The sequence below is a fragment of the Psychrobacillus sp. FSL K6-4615 genome, assembly GCF_038008225.1.
Classification (GTDB): Bacteria; Bacillota; Bacilli; order Bacillales_A; family Planococcaceae; genus Psychrobacillus; species Psychrobacillus psychrotolerans.
In genome coordinates, this window is sequence record NZ_JBBOYQ010000001.1 from 1,127,413 (window position 1) to 1,147,761 (window position 20,349).

General features: G+C 35.5%; 20 protein-coding genes. 13 read left to right on the plus strand and 7 right to left on the minus strand.

What is annotated here, in order from left to right:
• Positions 1–4 precede the first annotated feature (4 nt).
• A complete protein-coding gene (locus MKX53_RS05275) occupies positions 5–331 on the plus strand; it encodes a YlaH-like family protein (RefSeq protein ID WP_245762629.1) in 327 nt (108 codons plus the stop codon).
• Positions 332–1,036: 705 nt separating this feature from the next.
• On the opposite strand, the gene MKX53_RS05280 is transcribed toward MKX53_RS05275, so the two are convergent.
• Both MKX53_RS05280 and MKX53_RS05285 read right to left on the minus strand, forming a co-directional pair.
• Complete coding sequence (locus tag MKX53_RS05280) at positions 1,037–1,240, minus strand: YlaI family protein (protein ID WP_093535402.1); 204 nt, start codon at positions 1,238–1,240, stop codon at positions 1,037–1,039.
• 11 nt (positions 1,241–1,251) lie between these two features.
• Positions 1,252–1,749, minus strand: coding sequence for a peptidyl-prolyl cis-trans isomerase (locus tag MKX53_RS05285; protein WP_340761842.1), 498 nt, complete (start codon positions 1,747–1,749; stop codon positions 1,252–1,254).
• 177 nt (positions 1,750–1,926) lie between these two features.
• On the opposite strand from MKX53_RS05285, the gene MKX53_RS05290 reads away from it, so the two are divergent.
• The 3 genes from MKX53_RS05290 to pyc all read left to right on the plus strand — a co-directional run bounded on the left by MKX53_RS05290 (position 1,927) and on the right by pyc (position 6,889).
• The gene (locus MKX53_RS05290; protein WP_093535398.1) at positions 1,927–2,208 is read left to right on the plus strand and encodes a YlaN family protein; all 282 of its coding nucleotides are present in this window, start codon (positions 1,927–1,929) and stop codon (positions 2,206–2,208) included.
• A gap of 64 nt (positions 2,209–2,272) precedes the next feature.
• Positions 2,273–3,436 (plus strand): FtsW/RodA/SpoVE family cell cycle protein, encoded by a 1,164-nt coding sequence (locus tag MKX53_RS05295; protein ID WP_340761843.1) that lies wholly within the window; start codon positions 2,273–2,275, stop codon positions 3,434–3,436.
• Between the two features lie 12 nt (positions 3,437–3,448).
• Positions 3,449–6,889: a pyruvate carboxylase gene (pyc, locus tag MKX53_RS05300; protein WP_340909689.1), complete on the plus strand. Its 3,441-nt coding sequence runs from the start codon at positions 3,449–3,451 to the stop codon at positions 6,887–6,889.
• 43 nt (positions 6,890–6,932) lie between these two features.
• Here pyc and MKX53_RS05305 read toward each other — a convergent pair whose 3' ends face one another.
• Positions 6,933–7,844, minus strand: a complete 912-nt coding sequence (locus MKX53_RS05305; RefSeq protein ID WP_340761846.1) for a COX15/CtaA family protein — start codon at positions 7,842–7,844, stop codon at positions 6,933–6,935.
• Positions 7,845–8,168: 324 nt separating this feature from the next.
• On the opposite strand from MKX53_RS05305, the gene cyoE reads away from it, so the two are divergent.
• The 7 genes from cyoE (at position 8,169) to MKX53_RS05340 (ending at position 14,699) form a co-directional block, all read left to right on the plus strand.
• Entirely contained in the window at positions 8,169–9,092 is a 924-nt protein-coding gene (cyoE, locus tag MKX53_RS05310) for a heme o synthase (RefSeq protein WP_340909691.1), read from the plus strand.
• 99 nt (positions 9,093–9,191) lie between these two features.
• Complete coding sequence (gene coxB / locus MKX53_RS05315) at positions 9,192–10,274, plus strand: cytochrome c oxidase subunit II (protein ID WP_340909692.1); 1,083 nt, start codon at positions 9,192–9,194, stop codon at positions 10,272–10,274.
• A gap of 34 nt (positions 10,275–10,308) precedes the next feature.
• Entirely contained in the window at positions 10,309–12,171 is a 1,863-nt protein-coding gene (locus MKX53_RS05320; RefSeq protein ID WP_093535386.1) for a cytochrome c oxidase subunit I, read from the plus strand.
• A gap of 2 nt (positions 12,172–12,173) precedes the next feature.
• The gene (locus MKX53_RS05325; protein WP_340761848.1) at positions 12,174–12,800 is read left to right on the plus strand and encodes a cytochrome (ubi)quinol oxidase subunit III; all 627 of its coding nucleotides are present in this window, start codon (positions 12,174–12,176) and stop codon (positions 12,798–12,800) included.
• Position 12,801: 1 nt separating this feature from the next.
• Positions 12,802–13,137 (plus strand): cytochrome c oxidase subunit IVB, encoded by a 336-nt coding sequence (gene ctaF, locus MKX53_RS05330; protein WP_340909694.1) that lies wholly within the window; start codon positions 12,802–12,804, stop codon positions 13,135–13,137.
• 157 nt (positions 13,138–13,294) lie between these two features.
• Positions 13,295–14,206, plus strand: coding sequence for a cytochrome c oxidase assembly factor CtaG (ctaG, locus tag MKX53_RS05335; RefSeq protein WP_340761849.1), 912 nt, complete (start codon positions 13,295–13,297; stop codon positions 14,204–14,206).
• A 31-nt stretch (positions 14,207–14,237) separates the two neighbouring features.
• Complete coding sequence (locus MKX53_RS05340) at positions 14,238–14,699, plus strand: DUF420 domain-containing protein (RefSeq protein WP_093535378.1); 462 nt, start codon at positions 14,238–14,240, stop codon at positions 14,697–14,699.
• 110 nt (positions 14,700–14,809) lie between these two features.
• Here MKX53_RS05340 and ytvI read toward each other — a convergent pair whose 3' ends face one another.
• Positions 14,810–15,877, minus strand: a complete 1,068-nt coding sequence (gene ytvI / locus MKX53_RS05345; protein WP_340909697.1) for a sporulation integral membrane protein YtvI — start codon at positions 15,875–15,877, stop codon at positions 14,810–14,812.
• A gap of 100 nt (positions 15,878–15,977) precedes the next feature.
• Positions 15,978–16,343 (minus strand): YugN family protein, encoded by a 366-nt coding sequence (locus tag MKX53_RS05350; protein ID WP_340761852.1) that lies wholly within the window; start codon positions 16,341–16,343, stop codon positions 15,978–15,980.
• Between the two features lie 124 nt (positions 16,344–16,467).
• Between MKX53_RS05350 and MKX53_RS05355 the strand changes: the two genes are divergently transcribed.
• Positions 16,468–17,583, plus strand: a complete 1,116-nt coding sequence (locus tag MKX53_RS05355; protein ID WP_340761853.1) for a CAP domain-containing protein — start codon at positions 16,468–16,470, stop codon at positions 17,581–17,583.
• On the opposite strand, the gene MKX53_RS05360 is transcribed toward MKX53_RS05355, so the two are convergent.
• Positions 17,584–18,315, minus strand: coding sequence for an amino acid kinase family protein (locus MKX53_RS05360; RefSeq protein WP_340761855.1), 732 nt, complete (start codon positions 18,313–18,315; stop codon positions 17,584–17,586).
• Between MKX53_RS05360 and MKX53_RS05365 the strand changes: the two genes are divergently transcribed.
• Positions 18,304–19,884, plus strand: a complete 1,581-nt coding sequence (locus tag MKX53_RS05365) for a UDP-N-acetylmuramoyl-L-alanyl-D-glutamate--2,6-diaminopimelate ligase (protein ID WP_340909698.1) — start codon at positions 18,304–18,306, stop codon at positions 19,882–19,884. The two genes, MKX53_RS05360 and MKX53_RS05365, sit on opposite strands and share 12 nt — an antisense overlap.
• Here the strand turns inward: MKX53_RS05365 and MKX53_RS05370 are convergent.
• Positions 19,833–20,330, minus strand: coding sequence for a PaaI family thioesterase (locus tag MKX53_RS05370; RefSeq protein WP_340909699.1), 498 nt, complete (start codon positions 20,328–20,330; stop codon positions 19,833–19,835). The two genes, MKX53_RS05365 and MKX53_RS05370, sit on opposite strands and share 52 nt — an antisense overlap.
• Positions 20,331–20,349 lie beyond the last annotated feature (19 nt).

A 20,349-nucleotide genomic window follows, 5' to 3' on the forward strand; every position in this document is an offset into this window, starting at 1 on the left:
AACCTTGGAGGAAAAGCAATTCGTATTTGGTAGAATGTCTAGTATATCAAGATATATTTATGAGGTTATGCCAACTTACGATATAGCTGGTTATGTACTATTTCTTTTAATCTTCTTTCTGTCTGTGCTTGTGTACAAGCTTGGATTTGCAAAGAAATTGCGTTTTAGCCAAAATATCGTCATTTATGCATTTTTGTTATTAGGTTGTCTAATGTTGACGTTCCTTGCGTTTTTCCTTCCCGTAGTGGAGGGATTAATCGTGGCGGCATTAATCCTAATAATTTATAAAATACGTTTACGACTTGAAAAAAGACAAAGCCCGACTACTTAAATGTAGCCGAGCTTTTTCTTTTGAAGATAAACATTGATAAAGGAAATTCACTGTGAATACAGGTTTTCTGATGCATGTAAGAATGAATAATACTGCTGATTTCCGTTTCAGGTGGACGCTTTCCGCGGGCGTTGCCTCAGCCTCCTCGCTTCGCTGCGGGGTCTTCGCCTAACGCTTTTCCCGCTGGAGACGCTACCTAGCACTCCAATCAAAATAATGAGTAGTAGTCAACTATAATATTAAGCATAGCTTATCGCTTAGATGATAATAGTAGTCAAAGTTAATATAGTGATATTACCTAAAAGTTAGGGATACTATTCTGTAATGAAGGATAAAGAAGGAAGATTTCCTTTCTCACTAGTGAAAATGCAGTGAAATAGTAAGTGTTTACTAATTAAAGAAGCGAAGTTGCGAACGAAATTGCATCTTCGTGAGCTTGCTCTATCAATTGGAAAGTAACTTATCTCTAGTTATCCAAAAACGAAACGTACTTAACTGTTTCTAAGAGTTGTATGAGGGCGCCGGATGGATAAACGCCATAAGATTACCGAAAAAAGGGATGCTGGTTGGTTGTAACGAACAGTCACAACCAACCAGCATCCCTAAAAAATTCTCTCGGTAATCATATAGAAAACGTATATCCAAAGCCCTTCGAAAACGATAGAAACTGGTATTGACCTAAAGCTAATTTACGATGTTTAATGTTTAAAATTCATTTTCAATCAGTCGTGAACTCTTATAAAAAATGAACTTTCCGCTTGCTAGACGGCGGTTTGTTCTTTCTTCAATGCGATCATGACACTCAGGGCACATGTAAGTGTGAATTGGGCGGTTTCTGAGTTTCTTCGCAAGTGGTAAATCATCTGGAAGCTCATCTATTCGATCGCAAATCGCGCATTGTACTTTCATCTAAACATCTCCTATTCTACACGGAATGCTGTGACAAATTTGATTGGAGCATTAATATTTGTTCCATCTTTTTTCAATATATGAACAGGACCATCCTCACGTAGTGGTTTACCTTTATGACTAAATTTCAATAATAGCTTATCTAAGTCTTCTAAAGAGAATATATATTCTTCCTCAGTAGTTTCAATCACAACTTTTGTAGCATTTGGCAAAGGTTCAGAATTTAGGATAAATGGCTTCATATCAATTCCGAAAGTACTTGTCAGTGCTTTTGTCCGTTCATATTTTTTCTCTGTTTGAAGAGTTGGTGGGTTTGTAGAGCCCTCGATAATCTCTCGTGACCAATGAGCAGATGTAACTTTTGTATACTCTTCTAGTTCATCTTTATATTCATACTTCCCAGAAAAAAACTCATCCAGATCGATTTTACGATCATCAAAAATCCAAACAGTAGGGTCTAATGTAATATTAAATTTAACTGCACCTTTAACTGGTATAATAAGTTCCAACAGAATTGCCTCCTCTAAACTATCTAATCTTCATAAGTATACCTTTAAATTAAAAAGTTCTAAAGAATATTTAACTATTTAGCTAACTTCAATAAGAGAATGCTTGCAATTTTCCTCTTCAAAAGATACACTTTAGGGAGCTAAATAATTAGAAATAATAAAAATGGGGGCGTCCTCATGGATACTAATATACAAATTTCGTATCAAGAAAAAGCTTTAGAGCTTTTGAAAAAAGATGCAGAAAAAATCGCGCAGCTTATAAAAGTGCAGATGGATAATTTAATGATGCCTCAATGCCCTCTATATGAAGAGGTTTTAGACACGCAAATGTTTGGATTATCTCGTGAAATAGATTTTGCGGTAAAACTTGGACTTCTAGAAAAGAGTGAAGGAAAAGAGATTGTTGCCTCACTTGAAAAAGAAATGTCTGTTTTACATGAGATCCATACAGAAAAATAATAAAACTCAAACAAACTATCTGTTTGAGTTTTTTTTCTATCCAAAGAAATAGAGGTATGATTATATGACTACATATTTAAAACGTTACGCTAAAAACTTTGACTACCCATTATTTTTTGTATACTTAGCTTTGTGCCTTTTCGGTTTGGTAATGATTTATAGCGCCAGTATGGGGTGGGCCGTACTCAATTATGGGTGGGAGCCAGATTACTTCTTTAATAAGCAAAAAACTAACTTATTACTATGTATTCCGGTTTTATTTATAACAGCTTTTTTTCCATATAAACATTATAAAAACAAAACAGTAATGAAACTCATGCTTCTTGTGATGTTTACACTTTTATTTTCCGTCCACTTTATCGGTGTGGGTGGAGAGAGTGGTTCGCAAAGTTGGATAGATATAGGTTTTAATGTACAACCATCCGAAATTGCTAAACTAGTAATAATTTTATATTTCGCAGGTATATTTGCAAAAAAATCAGAAAATGGTACATTAAATAAATTAAACGAATCTGTTGGACCACCATTAATCGTGTTATTTTTTGTTTTCGTTTCAATCATGATGGAGACGGATGTTGGAAATACAATGATTATTAGTTTCGTTGCTATTTCAGTAATTGCAGCAAGTGGAATTAAATTTAAATCATTTTCCAAAATAATCGGATTAATTGGTATAGTTATAGTAGCAGGATTGTTTGCCATCTATATGCTAAAAGATGCGTTGTTGACAGAACGTCGTAGAGGGAGGTTAGAAGCGTTTTTCAATCCTTTTGATTACGAGCAAGGATTTGGATATCAAATTGTAAATGGTTATATTGCTATTGGATCAGGTGGTTTAACTGGTTTAGGCTTAGGGAATTCCAATCAGAAATATGGATATTTACCAGAACCACATACTGATTTTATCATGGCTATCATAGCAGAAGAACTTGGACTAATCGGAGTATTAATTGTTTTATGTGGATTGTTTTTTATTGTTTTTAAAGCTATTAGTATTGCTTTATCTACAAAAGATCCACAAGCTCGCATGATCGCTGCGGGTATTGGTAGTATTATAGGGTTTCAAACCTTTATAAATTTAGGTGGAATGCTTGGAATTATTCCGCTAACTGGGGTACCACTTCCGTTTATAAGTTACGGGGGTACTTCCGTAATTATTTTATCGGCAGCACTTGGGATATTGATGAACGTATCTATGTTCGTGAAGCATGAAAAAAATAGACAATAAGGGGCGAATTGAATGAATAAGATTAAAAAGATTGTAGTTGCAAACAGGGGAGAAATTGCAATCCGTATTTTTCGAGCATGTACGGAGTTAAACCTTCGAACAGTCGCTATATATTCAAGAGAAGATACCGGCTCGTTCCATCGATTTAAATCCGATGAGTCTTATCTTGTTGGTGAAGGTAAGAAGCCTATTGATGCATACTTAGATATTGAAGATATTATTCGAATTGCTAAAGAAAGTAAGGCTGATGCCATTCATCCGGGGTATGGTTTCCTTTCTGAAAATGTGGATTTTGCGAAGAGATGTGAAGAAGAAGGAATTATTTTCATCGGTCCAACATCCAAGCATTTAGATATGTTTGGCGATAAAGTAAAAGCCCGTGAACAAGCAACATTAGCGGGTATACCTGTTATACCGGGTAGCGATGGTCCTTTAGATACTGTAGAAGAGGTTAAGGCATTTGGGGAAGCCCATGGCTATCCATTAATGATTAAAGCTTCTTTAGGTGGCGGTGGACGCGGGATGCGCGTTGTTCAATCGGAAGATGAGCTTGAAAGTGCATTTGAACGTGCTAAATCCGAAGCGAAAGCGGCTTTTGGTTCAGATGAAGTATATGTAGAACGCTGTATTTTCGAACCTAAACATATTGAAGTTCAAATTCTAGGAGATACTCAAGGTAATTTAATCCATTTATATGAACGTGATTGTTCTATACAAAGAAGACATCAAAAGGTCGTAGAAATAGCACCTTCAAATTCATTAAATTCAGAATTGCGCGATAAAATATGTGATGCAGCTGTCCAATTAATGAATAATGTATCTTACATAAATGCAGGAACAGTAGAGTTTTTAGTGACAGATAATGAATTCTTTTTTATCGAAGTAAACCCACGCATTCAAGTGGAACATACAATTACAGAAATGATTACTGGGGTGGATATTGTCCATGCACAGATTAAAATCGCAGATGGTATTGCTCTTAATAGTGAAGAGATGGGAATTCCAAAGCAAGAAGATATCCCATTATTCGGATTCGCTATTCAGTCACGAGTAACAACGGAGGACCCTTTAAATAACTTCATGCCTGATACAGGAAAGTTAATGGTATATCGTTCGGGTGGAGGGTTTGGTGTACGCTTAGACGCAGGAAATGGTTTCCAAGGGGCTATTATCACCCCGTACTACGATTCTCTGTTAGTTAAAGTTAGTACTTGGGGTATGTCCTTCAAGGAAGCTGCTGCTAAAATGGACAGAAATTTGCAGGAGTTCCGAATCCGGGGGATTAAAACGAATATCCCATTCTTAGAAAATGTCGTAAAACATCCGAGCTTCATTTCTGGACAATTTAATACGAGTTTCATTGATTCTACACCTGAGTTGTTTTTATTCCCTAATCGCAAAGACCGTGGTACTAAATTGTTAAATTATATAGGGAATGTTACTGTTAATGGTTTCCCAGGTATCGAGAAAAAGTCCAAGCCTATCTTTGGAGAGGCTAGAACACCTAGTTTTGATCTAAGTACTGCTCCACCTAAAGGCACAAAACAAATTTTAGATGAACAAGGTGCCGATGGAGTGATTAAATGGGTGAAGGAGCAACAAGGTGTTCTATTAACGGATACAACTTTCCGAGATGCACATCAATCATTATTAGCAACACGCGTTCGCTCTCATGACATGTTCGGTATTGCGAAAGAATCAGCGCAAGGAATGCATAATTTGTTTTCATATGAAATGTGGGGAGGAGCAACTTTTGACGTTGCTTACCGCTTCTTAAAAGAAAATCCATGGGATCGTTTGATAAAAATGAGAGAAATGATTCCAAATGTCTTATTCCAAATGTTATTCCGTGGAGCCAATGCAGTAGGATACAAAAACTACCCAGATAACGTTATAAAGGAATTTATACAAAAATCTGCAGAAGCGGGCATTGACGTATTCCGAATCTTTGACAGCTTAAACTGGATAAAAGGGATGGAAGTTGCGATAGATGCAACTAGACAATCAGGGAAGATAGCAGAAGCGGCGTTATGTTACACAGGAGACATTTTAGATGACTCTAGAGACAAATATACGGTGCAGTATTATAAAGACATGGCAAAAGAATTAGAAAGCGCTGGAGCGCATATTCTAGCGATTAAGGATATGGCTGGATTATTAAAACCTGAAGCAGCTTATCGGTTAGTAAGCGAGTTAAAGAGCACGGTTGACATTCCTATACATCTTCATACACATGATACAAGCGGTAACGGAGTATTTACTTATGCAAAAGCAATTGAAGCTGGTGTAGATATAGTCGACACGGCATTAGGGGCTATGGCAGGTCTAACCTCTCAACCGAGTTCAAGTAGTCTAAGTTATGCGTTAAAAGGATCGAACAGAGAAGTTATAGGAAATATCGATGCTTTTGAGAAAATTTCTTATTACTGGGAAGATGTCCGCAAGTATTATCAAGACTTTGAAAGCGGTATGATGAGTCCCCATACGGAAGTTTATGTTCATGAGATGCCAGGTGGCCAATATAGTAATCTTCAACAACAAGCGAAAGCAGTAGGGCTTGGCGATCGCTGGGAAGAAGTAAAAGAGATGTATTCTCGCGTAAACATGTTATTTGGTGATGTGGTAAAAGTTACTCCTTCTTCTAAGGTAGTAGGGGATATGGCACTATTCATGGTACAAAATAACTTAGACGAAGTTTCTGTCATTACGAGAGGTAAAACCATCGATTTCCCAGATTCCGTTATAGAGTTTTTTGAAGGATATATTGGGCAACCTTATGGAGGATTCCCAAAAGAGCTACAGAAAGTAATTTTAAAAGATCGTGAACCAATCACGGTGCGTGCGGGTGAATTATTGGAGCCGGTTGATTTCGAAGCGATTAAAGAAATGCTATTCCATAAATTAGAGCGCCCTGTTACTAGCCAAGAAGTTCTTGCTTATACGTTATATCCAAAGGTTTTTGAAGAATATAGTGAAACAGATAAAAACTTTGGGGATGTTTCCGTACTAGATACGCCGACGTTTTTATACGGATTGAGATTAGGAGAAGAAATTGAAGTAGAAATTGAAGTTGGAAAAACGTTAATCATCAAGTTAGTGTCTATAAGTGAGCCGACTCATGATGGTAACCGTATTATTTACTTCGAACTAAACGGTCAACCACGAGAAATTTCTATTCAAGATATGAATGTAGAAGTGAGTCATTTATCAAAACCTAAGGCGGATTTAACGAATGATGGTCATATTGGAGCAACTATGCCAGGTACTGTTCTAAAGGTTGCAATTTCTACAGGTAGCAAAGTAAAAAGAGGTCAACATCTTCTTATTACAGAAGCGATGAAAATGGAAACTACAGTCCAAGCACCATTTAACGGAGTTGTAAAAGAGATTCATGTTGTTGCTGGAGAAGCAATTGCAACAGGTGATTTATTGATTGTCATGGATAAAGAATAATTAAAAGGCTGTTAGACATTTCTGTCTAACAGCCTTTATTCTTTTAGTTATTCAATTTACTTCTGGATAACAATAGAATCATATAACAGAGTAAACCGAATAGTAAGGAGATAAATAAAGAATGTAGTAAAGCTAAGTAAAGATTAAGTTTAGTCAATACAACTAACATACCGGTAACTACTTGGCACGAAACTAATATTAAAGAGATGGTCCATCCCCAGTAAATTGCGCGTTGCTGTTTATAATTTCGCATTACATGAATCGCAATAATGAGTATCCATATAAATATTAATCCTGCAGCAGCTCGATGTCCCATTTGGACCCACTCGTATAAATTAGTAGGAAGAGCAAACTGGTCATTATTGCATAAGGGCCAATCGTTACATATGAGACTAGATTCTGTATGTCGTACTAATGCGCCGGTGTAAATAACAATATAAGAATAAAGTGTTACACCAATTGTATGGAATTTTAATGTTTTGCCGATTCTGATCTTATCTGTATCAAACTTGCGATCAATCTCAAAAATTAATAAGGTCAGTAATAACACCGAAGCAAAAGAGATTAGAGAGATTCCAAAATGAAGAGCCAGTATAAAGTCACCTTGTCCCCATTTTACCTGGGCAGCACCAATTAATGCTTGCGCTACTAAGAAAAAAACTGCCATTGCTGATAAAAATTTTGTTTCTCGGACATGTCCAAGTGCTTTCCATGCCCAAACTGCAAGTGCTACGATTAATATACCAACAGCACCTGTAACTAGACGATGAGAGAATTCAATCAATACTTCAGCTGTTATAACATCAGGTATAAGTTGTCCATTACAGCCAGGCCAGTGTCTACCGCAACCCATACCACTATCGGTTTTAGTAACTAATGCTCCTCCTAAAAGAATGAGCAGCATACCTACTGTAGAAGCAACAGCTAACCATTTTAAAATTTTATGAATGTGCATTACGCCACCTACTTTGTGTATCTTGCTCGTCTTGAAAAGACGGTATCTGCTTTTTGATGATATCGAATCGCGATGGAAAATACAATGTATAACCTTCAAACTAATATACCTAGTTATAGTTATTCACAAAATGTTCATAAATTCGTACTCTAACTTTCACAAATAAAATCTAGAAATGATTTACTATTGATATGTTCTGAGTATAAAAAAAACTGTCTAAACTATATTTATGCGAAAATTATCATTAACTGTAGAAATTAAGAAAGATTTTCGTTATAGTAAAAGGTAGCGGAATATGCTTACAACTTTGAAAGGAGGGGCAGCATGTCAAATGGTCATTCTATTACCGCGACTAATGAGAGGGAATCTGAACAAATTAATAATACTTTTTATCAAGATTTTCTATCGCTCATTAAAATAGGTATAGTTAACTCTAACTTATTTACAACATTTACTGGTATGTGGCTAGCATTTCAATTTACGGATCGAAACTTTCTTAGAGAGTTAGACATATTATTTTATACGCTAATTGGATCGGGCATGATTATCGCAGGTTCTGCAGCTATGAATAATTTTATCGATCGTGATATAGATCCTGTCATGAAGAGCAAAAAAGGTAGACCTACAGTTACTGGACGTTTTAGTCCAACATCAGTGTTAATAACTTCGTTTTCACTAATGATTGTAGGTGAAATATTGTTGTTTATGGCCTCTACTTCAGCTGGAGTTTGGGGACTAGCAGGAATCGTCAGTTACGTTGTGTTATACTCGATGTGGTCTAAACGAAAGCATGTGAGTAATACTATAGTTGGCAGTATATCTGGTGCAATACCGCCGGTGATTGGATGGGCAGCTGTTGAACCTAGCTTAGGTTTTGGAGCATTAGCTTTATTTTTAATTATGTTTGCATGGCAACCTCCACACTTTTATGCGCTTGCGATGAAGCGCACGGAAGAATATCGTGCTGCTAATATTCCCATGCTGCCTGTAGTAAAAGGTTTCAAACGTACAAAAGTGTCAATTCTTTTATGGATTCTATTATTATTCCCATTACCATTTTTATTGATGGACTTAGGTGTACTATTTGTTGCGTTGGCAACAGCACTTAACTTGGGGTGGTTATACTTCTCTATAAAAGGTTTCCGTGTGAAAGATGATATCAAGTGGGCGACAGGAATGTTTATATATTCCTTAAACTATATGACGATATTATTCGTAGCTATAATTATTTTTTCTATCTTTATCTAATTGCTGGAATTCTTTCTTTAGTCAACAAGAATTCATATAAACAGAACCACAGTCCAAAGAAACATGAAAACAACTATGAAAGAGGGGTTTGATTTAGCTATGATGAGAGGGCTTAAAAAATGGCGACTTTTTTCACTGTTAGCAGCTCTAACGATTTTCTTATCGGGTTGTGGCGAAGAATACTTATCAACGCTTACACCTGCAGGACAAGTCGGAAGAGATCAATTTAATTTGTTATTACTATCATCTGCTATTATGGCTTTAGTTATTATTGTAGTAGTAATTATTTATGTTGTTGCACTAGTGAAATTCCGTCGTAAAAAAGTTGGGGAAGATGTTATTCCTAAACAAGTAGAAGGAAGTCATACGCTTGAAATAGTATGGACAGTTATTCCAATAATACTGTTAATCGTTCTGGCTATTCCAACTGTTTACTATACGTATAAACATGCTGATGTAGCTGCAATGGATCAAGTAGACGAAGAAGGTAACAAAACAAATGTAACAGTAAATGTTACTGCTAAACTTTATTGGTGGGAATTTGAGTATCCAGACCTTGGAATAGTTACATCTCAAGAGTTAGTAGTACCAACTGATCAAAAAGTATTTTTCAATTTAAAAGCTGCTGATGTGAAGCACTCCTTCTGGATTCCTACAGCAGGTGGTAAAATGGATACAAACGTAGAAAACGTTAACCAGTTCTATTTAGAATTTGATGAAGCATCTGCAAGTTTAGAACAAGGTGTGTTCTATGGTAAATGTGCGGAACTTTGTGGACCGTCACATGCTCTAATGGATTTCAAAGTTAAAACATTGGAATCAGACGATTTCAATGCTTGGGTTGAATCTATGAAATCTACACAAAATGTTGCAACAGATGATCTTGCAACAGAAGGTGAAGAAATCTTTAATACTAGCTGTATAGCTTGTCATGCTACTTCAGGAGCAGGCACTACAGGTGGAGTGGGACCAAACTTAGCTACTTTTGGTGACCGTAATCGTGTTGCTGGATTTATGGCTCATGATGAAGAAAACTTAAAAAAATGGATTAATAATCCTCAAGAGTACAAACCGGGTAACTTAATGCCTCAGCCAGAAGCTATTAACGATGGCGAAAAGTTTAGTGAAGCTCAATTAGATGCTCTTGCAGCATACCTAATGGGACTATCTGTAGAAAAATAAGTTCCACAGATAAATTATGAGGGAGGTTAAAGTTGTGAGTTCTATCGCAAAGAAAAAAGGCTTTGGCGCAACTTTATGGGACTATTTAACAACAGTAGACCATAAAAAAATTGCAGTCATGTACCTTGCTGCCGGCGGTTTGTTCTTCGTAATCGGTGGTATTGAGGCAATGCTTATTCGTATTCAATTAGCACAACCAGATAATGACTTTGTTAGTGCTGGACTGTTCAATGAAATTATTACAATGCACGGAACAACGATGATTTTCCTAGCGGCCATGCCGATATTATTTGGATTTATGAACGCCGTTATGCCACTTCAAATTGGTGCACGTGACGTAGCGTTTCCATTTCTAAATTCACTTGGATTTTGGTTATTCTTGTTCGGTGGTATTTTCCTTAACCTATCTTGGTTTATGGGAGGAGCGCCTGATGCGGGATGGACTTCTTACGCATCATTATCGCTAGCGTCTCCTGGTCATGGTATTGACTTTTATGCACTTGGACTTCAAATAGCCGGTGCTGGTACCTATATAGGAGGTATTAACTTCCTTGTAACGATCATTAATATGCGTGCACCAGGTATGACATACATGCGTATGCCATTGTTTACTTGGACTACATTTGTAGCTAGTGCATTAATATTATTCGCATTCCCACCACTTACTATTGGTTTATTTTTCTTAATCTTAGACCGCATGTTCGGTGGTAACTTCTTTGATCATACAATGGGTGGTAATACGATTATTTGGGAGCATTTATTCTGGATATTCGGGCATCCTGAAGTATACATCTTAATATTACCTGCGTTTGGTATATTCTCAGAAATATTTGCTTTATTCTCACGTAAACGTTTATTCGGTTACTCTTCTATGGTTTTTGCAACTGTATTAATTGGTTTCTTAGGCTTCATGGTTTGGGCTCACCATATGTTTACGGTTGGTTTAGGACCAACAGCTAATGCTATTTTCGCAGTTGCTACTATGGCAATCGCTGTTCCTACTGGTATGAAAATATTTAACTGGTTGCTTACGATTTGGGGAGGAAGTATTAAAGTTACAACTCCAATGCTTTATGCGTTAGGATTCATTCCTTCATTCGTAGCAGGTGGGGTAACTGGTATTATGCAAGCAGCAGCTCCGCTTGATTATCAATTACATGATTCATACTTTATCGTTGCTCATTTCCACTATGTAATCGTAGGTGGGGTAGTGTTAGCAATTTTAGCAGCAGTACACTTATATTGGCCTTTAATGTTCAACCAAATGTTAAGTGAAAAACTAGGTAAATGGACGTTCTGGTTCTTCTTTATTGGATTCCATTTAACGTTCTTCATACAGCATTTCTTAGGACTAATGGGTATGCCACGTCGCGTATTTACGTTCGGAGCAGATCAAGGTTGGGATTTATTCAACTTAATCAGTTCAATTGGAGCTGCATTCATGGCAGTGGGAGTTATTATTCTAGTAGTGAACATTATCATAACAGTTGTTAAGAATGTACCTGCTGGCAATGATCCATGGGAAGACGGCCGTACTTTAGAGTGGGCTATTCCTCAACCAGTTCCGTTTTATAACTTTAAACAAACTCCACTTGTTCGTGGATTAGATACATTCTGGATTGAAAAACAAGAAGGTAATAAAGAAGGTATGACATATGCAGAACCACTTTCTGATATCCATATGCCTAACAATTCAATCATTCCAATTGTTATGACTTTCGGTTTGTTTATCGCTGCATTTGGAGCATTATATAACGGTGAAAAAGATTGGGCTATTCCTGTTATAGTATTAGGTTTAGCAATTACACTTGGTTCTATGGCTGTTCGTTCTATAAAAGATGATCATGGATTCCATATTCACAAAGAAGATTTAATGAATGATAAAGGGGGTAAATAATAATGGACTTTAATAAAAAGTACACCCCACAAACTTGGCCAGATCATCCTGAGCAAGTTACTTTAGAAGGTAAGAATAAGTTTTTAGGTTTTTGGTTATTCCTTGGTGGAGAAACTGTACTATTTGCAAGTTTGTTTGCTACGTATTTAGCGCTTAAAAACAAAGGCCCAAGTGGGATGGAATTCTCTACTAACACACTATTCGAATTACCGTTAGTATTTATTATGACGATGATTCTATTAACTTCATCGCTAACTAGTGTGTATGCAATGTATCATATGAAAAACCATAATTTTAGAGGTATGCAAACTTGGTTGGCTATCACAGTTCTGTTGGGATTAGCATTCTTAGGTTTAGAAATTTATGAGTTTAATCACTATGTACATTTAGGTTTTCATTATGGACAAAGTGCTTTCTCATCTGCATTCTTTACGCTTGTAGGTACTCATGGATTGCACGTTGTAATTGGACTAGGATGGATTATTCTATTAATGGTACGTAATGCAAAACGTGGATTTAGTTTGTATAATGCACCAAAATACTATACTGCTTCCCTATACTGGCATTTCATTGATGTAGTTTGGGTGTTCATCTTTACAGTAGTATACTTGATGGGAGTTGTTGGTTAATATGTCACACGACGCTCAAGTTTATGTGAGATCTCAAACAGAATTTGATTATATTAAGCAAAAACGCAAAAAGGATATGCGTAACCAAGTTACTACTTTTGGGATTATGATATTCTTAACTTTAATTTCTTTTACAGCAGTAGCTGCTGGATTTTCTGTCTATCTAATCGTTCCAGTGATTTTATTACTTGCTGCAATTCAAGTAGTGTTACAGCTTTACTACTTCATGCATATGAGTGAAAAAAATCATCAGGTAGTTGCGTTTTTCTTATACAGTGCTGTTTTAATAGCATTCACTTTTATCTTAACTTTCCTTACTATTATTTGGTGGGGTTAAACAACTTAAAGCCGAGACAAAGTTAAAAACTTTGTCTCGGCTTTTTGTTGATTAAAATGATATTTGAAAATAGCGAAATGTCATAGTTCGTTCATTGAAGTTATTGGGTTTGACCTATATAATAGAGGAAGTTACCTAAAAAGGAGCGATGATACTTATGCCTATAAGTATATTTGGATTCCAAGCATTGTGGAGCCCTATAATGATTGGTGTTATAGTATTTTTAACTATTTTATATTTTTTAATAACGGTCAAATGGCGAAATGACTTTAAAGTATCAGAGCCACTAAAAAAGAAAGAGGCTGCTTATTTTCTAATAGGTATAGTTCTTTTATATATTGTGAAAGGTTCACCTGTAGATTTAATGGCACATATAATGTTCTCTTTCCATATGGTTCAGATGGCATTATTGTTATTGTTAGTTCCGCCATTACTGATGAAAGGTATTCCTTGGTGGGTTTGGAAAGTAGTAATAGAATTGCCAGTAGTTCGTAAGGTTTTTCCAATATTAACAAAGCCATTACTAGCGCTTATAGTATTTTCTGGTTTGTTTTCGATTTATCACATTCCTTTATTATTTGATACTATCAAACTGGATGAAGGACTACATGGCACATATACGTTTATCCTATTCATCTCAGCAGTTTTCATGTGGTGGTCTATTATAGATATTGAGGAAGTTACTCAACGACTACACGGTTTAAAGAAGATTGGCTTCATAATAGGCAGTGCAGTTTTAATAACTCCTGCATGTGCGTTAATTATATTTACGGGGACACCTTTATATGATACGTATACGAATCCAGATGTTTGGTTGAAAGCAATGGAGCTATGTGTACCTGCAAGTACATTAGCAGGACTTTCATTGAGTGGACCTGAATTATTTTCTAATATGTCACCTATCGATGATCAACAACTGGGTGGAATACTGATGAAAATCGTACAGGAAATAATTTATGCTGCATTTTTAATGTCTATTTTCTTCAAGTGGTATAAAAATGAACAAGATAATGCAGATGAAATCACACAAAAAGCTCTGGATGATTTAAAAGTCCAAGCTGACCTTTAAACTTAATAAAGTTATTTGAGGAGAATGATTAATGAATTTACCGGTTCTACCAACTATAAGTACATTTTTTATCGTGTTAAGTGCGGTGTTAGTTGCAATAGGTTGGGCACTTATTAAACAAAGAAAAATTGATGCCCACAAAAAAACGATGACTGCTGCTGCAATTTCGGCTTTACTTTTCTTCATCATCTATGCATCGCGAACTATTTTCATCGGAAATACAGCTTTTGGTGGTCCTGATGACATTAAAATTTACTACACTATCTTTTTGATATTCCATATTACATTAGCAACGACTGGTGCAGTTTTTGGCCTAGTTACTTTATACTTAGGTTATAAAAATAACATTAAAAAGCATCGTAAGATTGGGCCAATCACCAGTGTTATTTGGTTCTTTGTTGCAATTACAGGGGTTGCTGTGTATTTATTGCTATACGTATTCTATCATGGTGGAGAAACTACCTCAGTTATTAAAGCAATAATAGGTGGATAGATAAAGAACAAAACAAAAGGCAACGTTCTTATGGATTTATTCCATAAGAACGTTGCCTTTTAAAGATCATTAGAGTAGCTGCATTCTATTTTGCACTTTTACTTAATCATTTAAACCTTAAAATTTAGTTTTAGCATGCCGGACTCTTTTGCAGTGATAAATATAATAACAACGAGTGGACCTATTAAAAATCCAATAAAACCGAAAAGCTTTGCTCCGATAAACATAGCTATAAGGATAGCTAATGGAGATATACCCATTTGGGAACCCATCAACTTTGGTTCCACTGCTCTACGTATTATTAGTAAAACGACAGCTAAAATAGCCAATTTGGTTCCCATCACCATGTCTCCAGTTAAATAATGATAAATAGCCCAAGGTGCTAAAATAGCTATTGAACCTAATATAGGGATGATATCGATTATCCAAATGACAATTGCCATTATTAAAGCATATTTTGGTGTAATAATAAGCAGTAGCCCAAGGAATGCGGCACCTAAAATGATGAAGCTTGCTATAATTTGGGCTTTCATAAATCCAATAGCGACTTTTTTTATACTAGCAAACATAAATCGTACTTTACTTGCAGTATTATCAGTTAAATAATAAAAAAACTTTACTTGTAAATTATGCAAATCTAACATAAATAAAAAAAGAGCAATAATAAAAACTATAAAACTAACTAAGAAGTTTGGAATATTCGTCAGCAATGCAGTAATATTGCTATAGCTAAGTATATCTAGCAGGGCATCTCTCATACTTTCTAGTGTAGCGTCAAATTTTTTTTGAATTGATTCTACTACTTCTTTAGGGAGTCCTTCCGTATATCGAAATAAACTGTTTTGCATATCAATCCATAATCCAGTCCAGTTATTAATATATGTAGGAATAGTCTGTGAGGTATAAATAAGCTGGCTAAAGAGTTTTGTTATTATTAAATATAAAAGTCCGGAAATGATACTGATAAAAAGAGCGAAATTTGTTATGACTGCAGGTTTCCGCTTCCATTTAAATGTTTTTTGAGTGAACTTAACAATTGGCTCGATTATAATAGCAGTCAGTAATGCGAGTATAATAGGTATGGAAACTGGAAGGATAAATATTATTAACAACAAAAGAAAAATGCTTACAAAAAGATATTTTATATATTCCTTTTTAAAAAGATTTAAGACCATCATACACTCCTTTTCTATCGTTTATTACAGTATAGACAAATTAGTAAATTTTGAACAGAAAAAACGCAAGAGAATGAAACTCTTGCGTTTTAGGATATTCCTATTATGCGTGAATTTCAAAAGCAGCTAACTCTGTTTTTACTGCAGCTAATGTTTGTTCACTTGATTTTAGTAAATGTTTTGGGAAAACTTCATTTTCACCATATTCAACACCATGAGGATAATAGTGTTTTCCTATAACAGGTTTTAAAAGAGTAATGTTCGCATCATGAGCACCTACATCGCCATCTTTTGTAAAACCAAATACTCGAAGATAAAAAGTACCTTCTTTGATTATATACTTTTTATCATATGTTACACGTTCATAATCCCATTGACCTGCACGAACTAAACCATGCTTTTTCATAAGATCGTCTAATATATTTAGATCAATGACAGTGTTTTCTATACCAGTGTTTTCGAAATACATTAAATTGTCCTCCCTCACGTTCATATTCCAAATAGAATCTGTTCCTACTAATATTAATGCAAATTTCATAATGTTGCAATGGTAACATTGTGTCTTTCTAGTTAAGCTTGGTATACTAGGAGAAATGGGGGAAGAAAAAGGTGAAAAAGATATGATGAATAATCTAATTAGAATTGTTATCGCTATAGCTATAGTACTAGTGATATTTATATATTTTGATAATCCTGTACATGAAAATAAACTGATAACTGGTTCCAATAATTCAGGTCAAGTAATTCCTGATACTACTCCAGAAGTTGTGGAGGTGGAGACGGTATTTACACGTCCTAAAGATGGCATTTCAACATTAGTAGGAGAATCGGCCCAATCGGTTGTGGAGATGTTAGGAAAACCAACTAGAACCGAGCCATCAGCATTTGGTTATGAATGGTGGGTGTACAATCAATCTCTTACAACTTATTTATTAATAGGTATAGAAGGAGACAAAGTAACTCAAGCCTTTGCAGCTGGAAAAAATGTAGAAGTGGCTCCATATAAAATTGGGCAACAACTAGCTGATATATATCGATTTACACTAGTACAATCGGAAATTACATTTTCCATAGATTCAAATACGTATACTTTTACACTTTCGGAAGAGGACATAAACAATAGAATACTAGTTCAGTTTGATAATTTATTTGCTATGTTATACATTGATACAGAAAGTCAACAATTAGAAGCAGTGAGATTTACAGATCCAAAGACTATTTTGTTACATAAGCCATATGATATTTTATATAACGGAATCATGGTAGAAGCAAAAACTCCCGACTCTCTTTCACAAGTAGCAATAGATCGTGCCAATGAGCGTCAAATTTATGAACTGACAAACGTATATCGTTATCGGAATGGTCTTCAACTTTTAGTATCTGATAATGAATTGCAAAATATAGCGATGGCTAATAGTGAAGAAATGGCTAGAAACAATATTGTGGCCAATGAAAAATTTGAAGTATCTAAGTTTAGTGATCAATTGAAAGAATCATCCATTGAATTTTCTAGTGCTGCCGGTAATACAGCTGCTTTTTACTTTGATGCTGGGGAAGCTGTAAATGGTTGGTTGAACTCTAAAGACCATCGAGAAATCTTATTAGGTAAAGACTTTACACATACTGGTATTGGGGTATACGGTAGCTATTATACTCAAAACTTTATCGAACGAAAAGTAGTAAATACACCCAAAAACATACCTCAATAATTAGTTAGAGACAAAGGTACCTTCACTATCCAAATACAAAGACCGAATATGCAAAGGCACTTGATGAAGAGCAGCGAATGTAGCTGCTCTTTTTTGTATGACTTCGATTGGCTCATCAATCTTTTCTTCAAGCTCTTTATAAGTCATAAAAGGAATAAGTTCCACATTGTCACTAGTAAACGGATCTGACGTCATTATACCAGGTACATCTTTATAAAATTCAACTACATCTGCATTTAAATGATAGCCATAGACTACTGCTGTTAAATCACTACCTCCTCTTCCTAATGTAGTGAAATTATGGGTGCTTTCTGAAAAGCCTTGAAAACCAGGAACGATAACACAATGGAAATTTTTAAATGCTTGGTTTACAGAACTAAGATCTACTTTCTTTATAAGAGCATTTCCATACGTATCGTTCGTAATTATGCCAGCACTTTTCCCATAAAGAAGAGTAGAAGATATTCCTTGCGCTTTAAGTTCTGTTGTTAATACGGCACTCGAGATTAGTTCTCCACATGCGGAGAGTAAATCAGTTTCAATACTACTGTCGTTTAAAGGAAGCAAATCTAAAAGAGTATCAGTTGCATAGGGCTTTCCTCTACGTCCCATTGCTGAAACAACGACAAGAACCTGTTGATGGGTATTAATTGCTTGTTGGATTCGTTGTATTACTAATTGTCTGTTCTGATGATTTTGCATGGCAATACCGCCAAATTTTTGAACAATCATAATCTCAACCACTCTATTCGTGACATTTCAAACACTCCGTTCATACGATACAGGGAATTCATTTTACTGTATGCGATTTTACAAGAATGGTGTAGGGAGTGTGGTACTATTTATCCGTTAAACGAACTTTTAGAAGGATTAACATATAGGATTATCGGTGACTTTTCAATAAGCCGAAAGAGCAAAATCATCAATTATTCAAAGCAAATTAAAGAAGGGGATATCTTTGTTTCCGAAAGAAATAATCTTCGCATTATTGATGAAGCAATTCAACTAGGGGCAATTGCAATAATTTCAGAAGTTTTTATAGCTGACTGCAGTGTTCCTCAGATTATTATTCCTTCGGATTTGGACCGGTTAAAGCAGAAAATTAGTGAAAAAACATACGAACTATATGGAACCAAAATGAAAACTGTAGCAATAACAGGTACTAATGGTAAAACAACAGTTGCATCTTTCATTGCTCAATTACTCATGCAGCAGAGGAAATCGGTTTGTGTAATCGGAACATTAGGCGTGTTTATAAACGGTAGGCAGTTGAAGCAAAATTTCCGAAATAATACTACGTTGCCATTTTATGATTTTATCCAAATTGTTCAGCATTGTTCCAAGCATTCTGTTGAGTTCATTATATTAGAAGCATCTTCTCAAGGATTATTGGACAATCGATTGGGAAGCTATCCAATCGATATCGGTGTATTTTTAAATATTGGAAAAGATCATCTTGAATTTCACGGGGGAATGGTTCCCTATAAGAAATCAAAAGAATTACTCGTCCCATTATGTAAAAAACTAGTAGTTAACGCAGATGACGAATGGTGTAGATCAGTAGCAGAAAATTCTTTTTTACCTATTACTAGTTTCGGTGTAGATACTCGTAATGCGGTTGCTTTTAAACAGGAAAATGAAGAAGAAGACGAGATAATATATAAATTTAAAGTAAAGAACGAAGAGATTGACGTGCGAATGAGGAATAGTGGATTTTATAACGGGATGAATCTCGCTGCTGCACTTGCGTCGTTATGGACTTTGAATATACCGCTACAAAACATAAAACCAGTAACACTTCCAACTGGTAGGTTTCAACAAATAGATAACCTTGAGGGCATAAAAGTATTTATCGACTATGCGCATACTCCTGATGCTCTGGAAGTATGTCTTACAACTATTAAATCCTTCGCTAAAAATAATATTTACGTTGTTTTTGGATGTGGAGGAGATAGAGATAAGAAAAAAAGAAACGAAATGGGAAAAGTTGCGACAACTTTTGCAACAAAGGCTATAATCACCTCGGATAATCCGCGTAGTGAAAGTCCAGCAGATATTATTAAAGATATTGTAAGAGGATTAGATATACAGAAGTTTCAAATAGAACCAGATCGCAAAAAAGCTATTATATATGCTTTACAAATGGCGCAAGCAGGGGATACCGTGTTAATAGCAGGAAAGGGACATGAACAAGAGCAAATTTTACATGACCTTGTAGTCCCTTTTTCTGATCGTGATGTAGTCAATACCTATTTTGAAGAAGAGGGCGGGTTAATCACAAAAAATGATCCAGTAGCATAAGCTATTTTTCTTCCATCCGGTTGTGTTACCGTACATTCCATAACTATCGTTTGACGACCCTTATGTAGGTATTTAGCAGTTGCAATTAAGGTTTTTTCTGTTGATGCTTTAACATAATGAATTGTCATATTCGTTGTAACTGCACCTTTGCCCTCAGGGTGTAGATCCTTGTTAATTAAAAAACCCATCGCATTATCGGAAAGTGTAGCAATAATACCGCCATGCGGCATATTGAAACTATTATGCGAGATTGGAGTTATTGGCATCGTGACAGTACATTGGCCTTCGTCATACTGGGTGTCCATTTGAAATACAGCATTTAAGTATGTAGGTGCTTCATTTTGTTGTTTTTGTTGAATCGCATTTAGAAAATCATTTACTAGGCTAATTTCTTGTTCTGATGCGTTTTCTGTCACTGTTTCAAATAAATTTTGTAGTTTGTTCATTATTTTCTCCTAACAATAA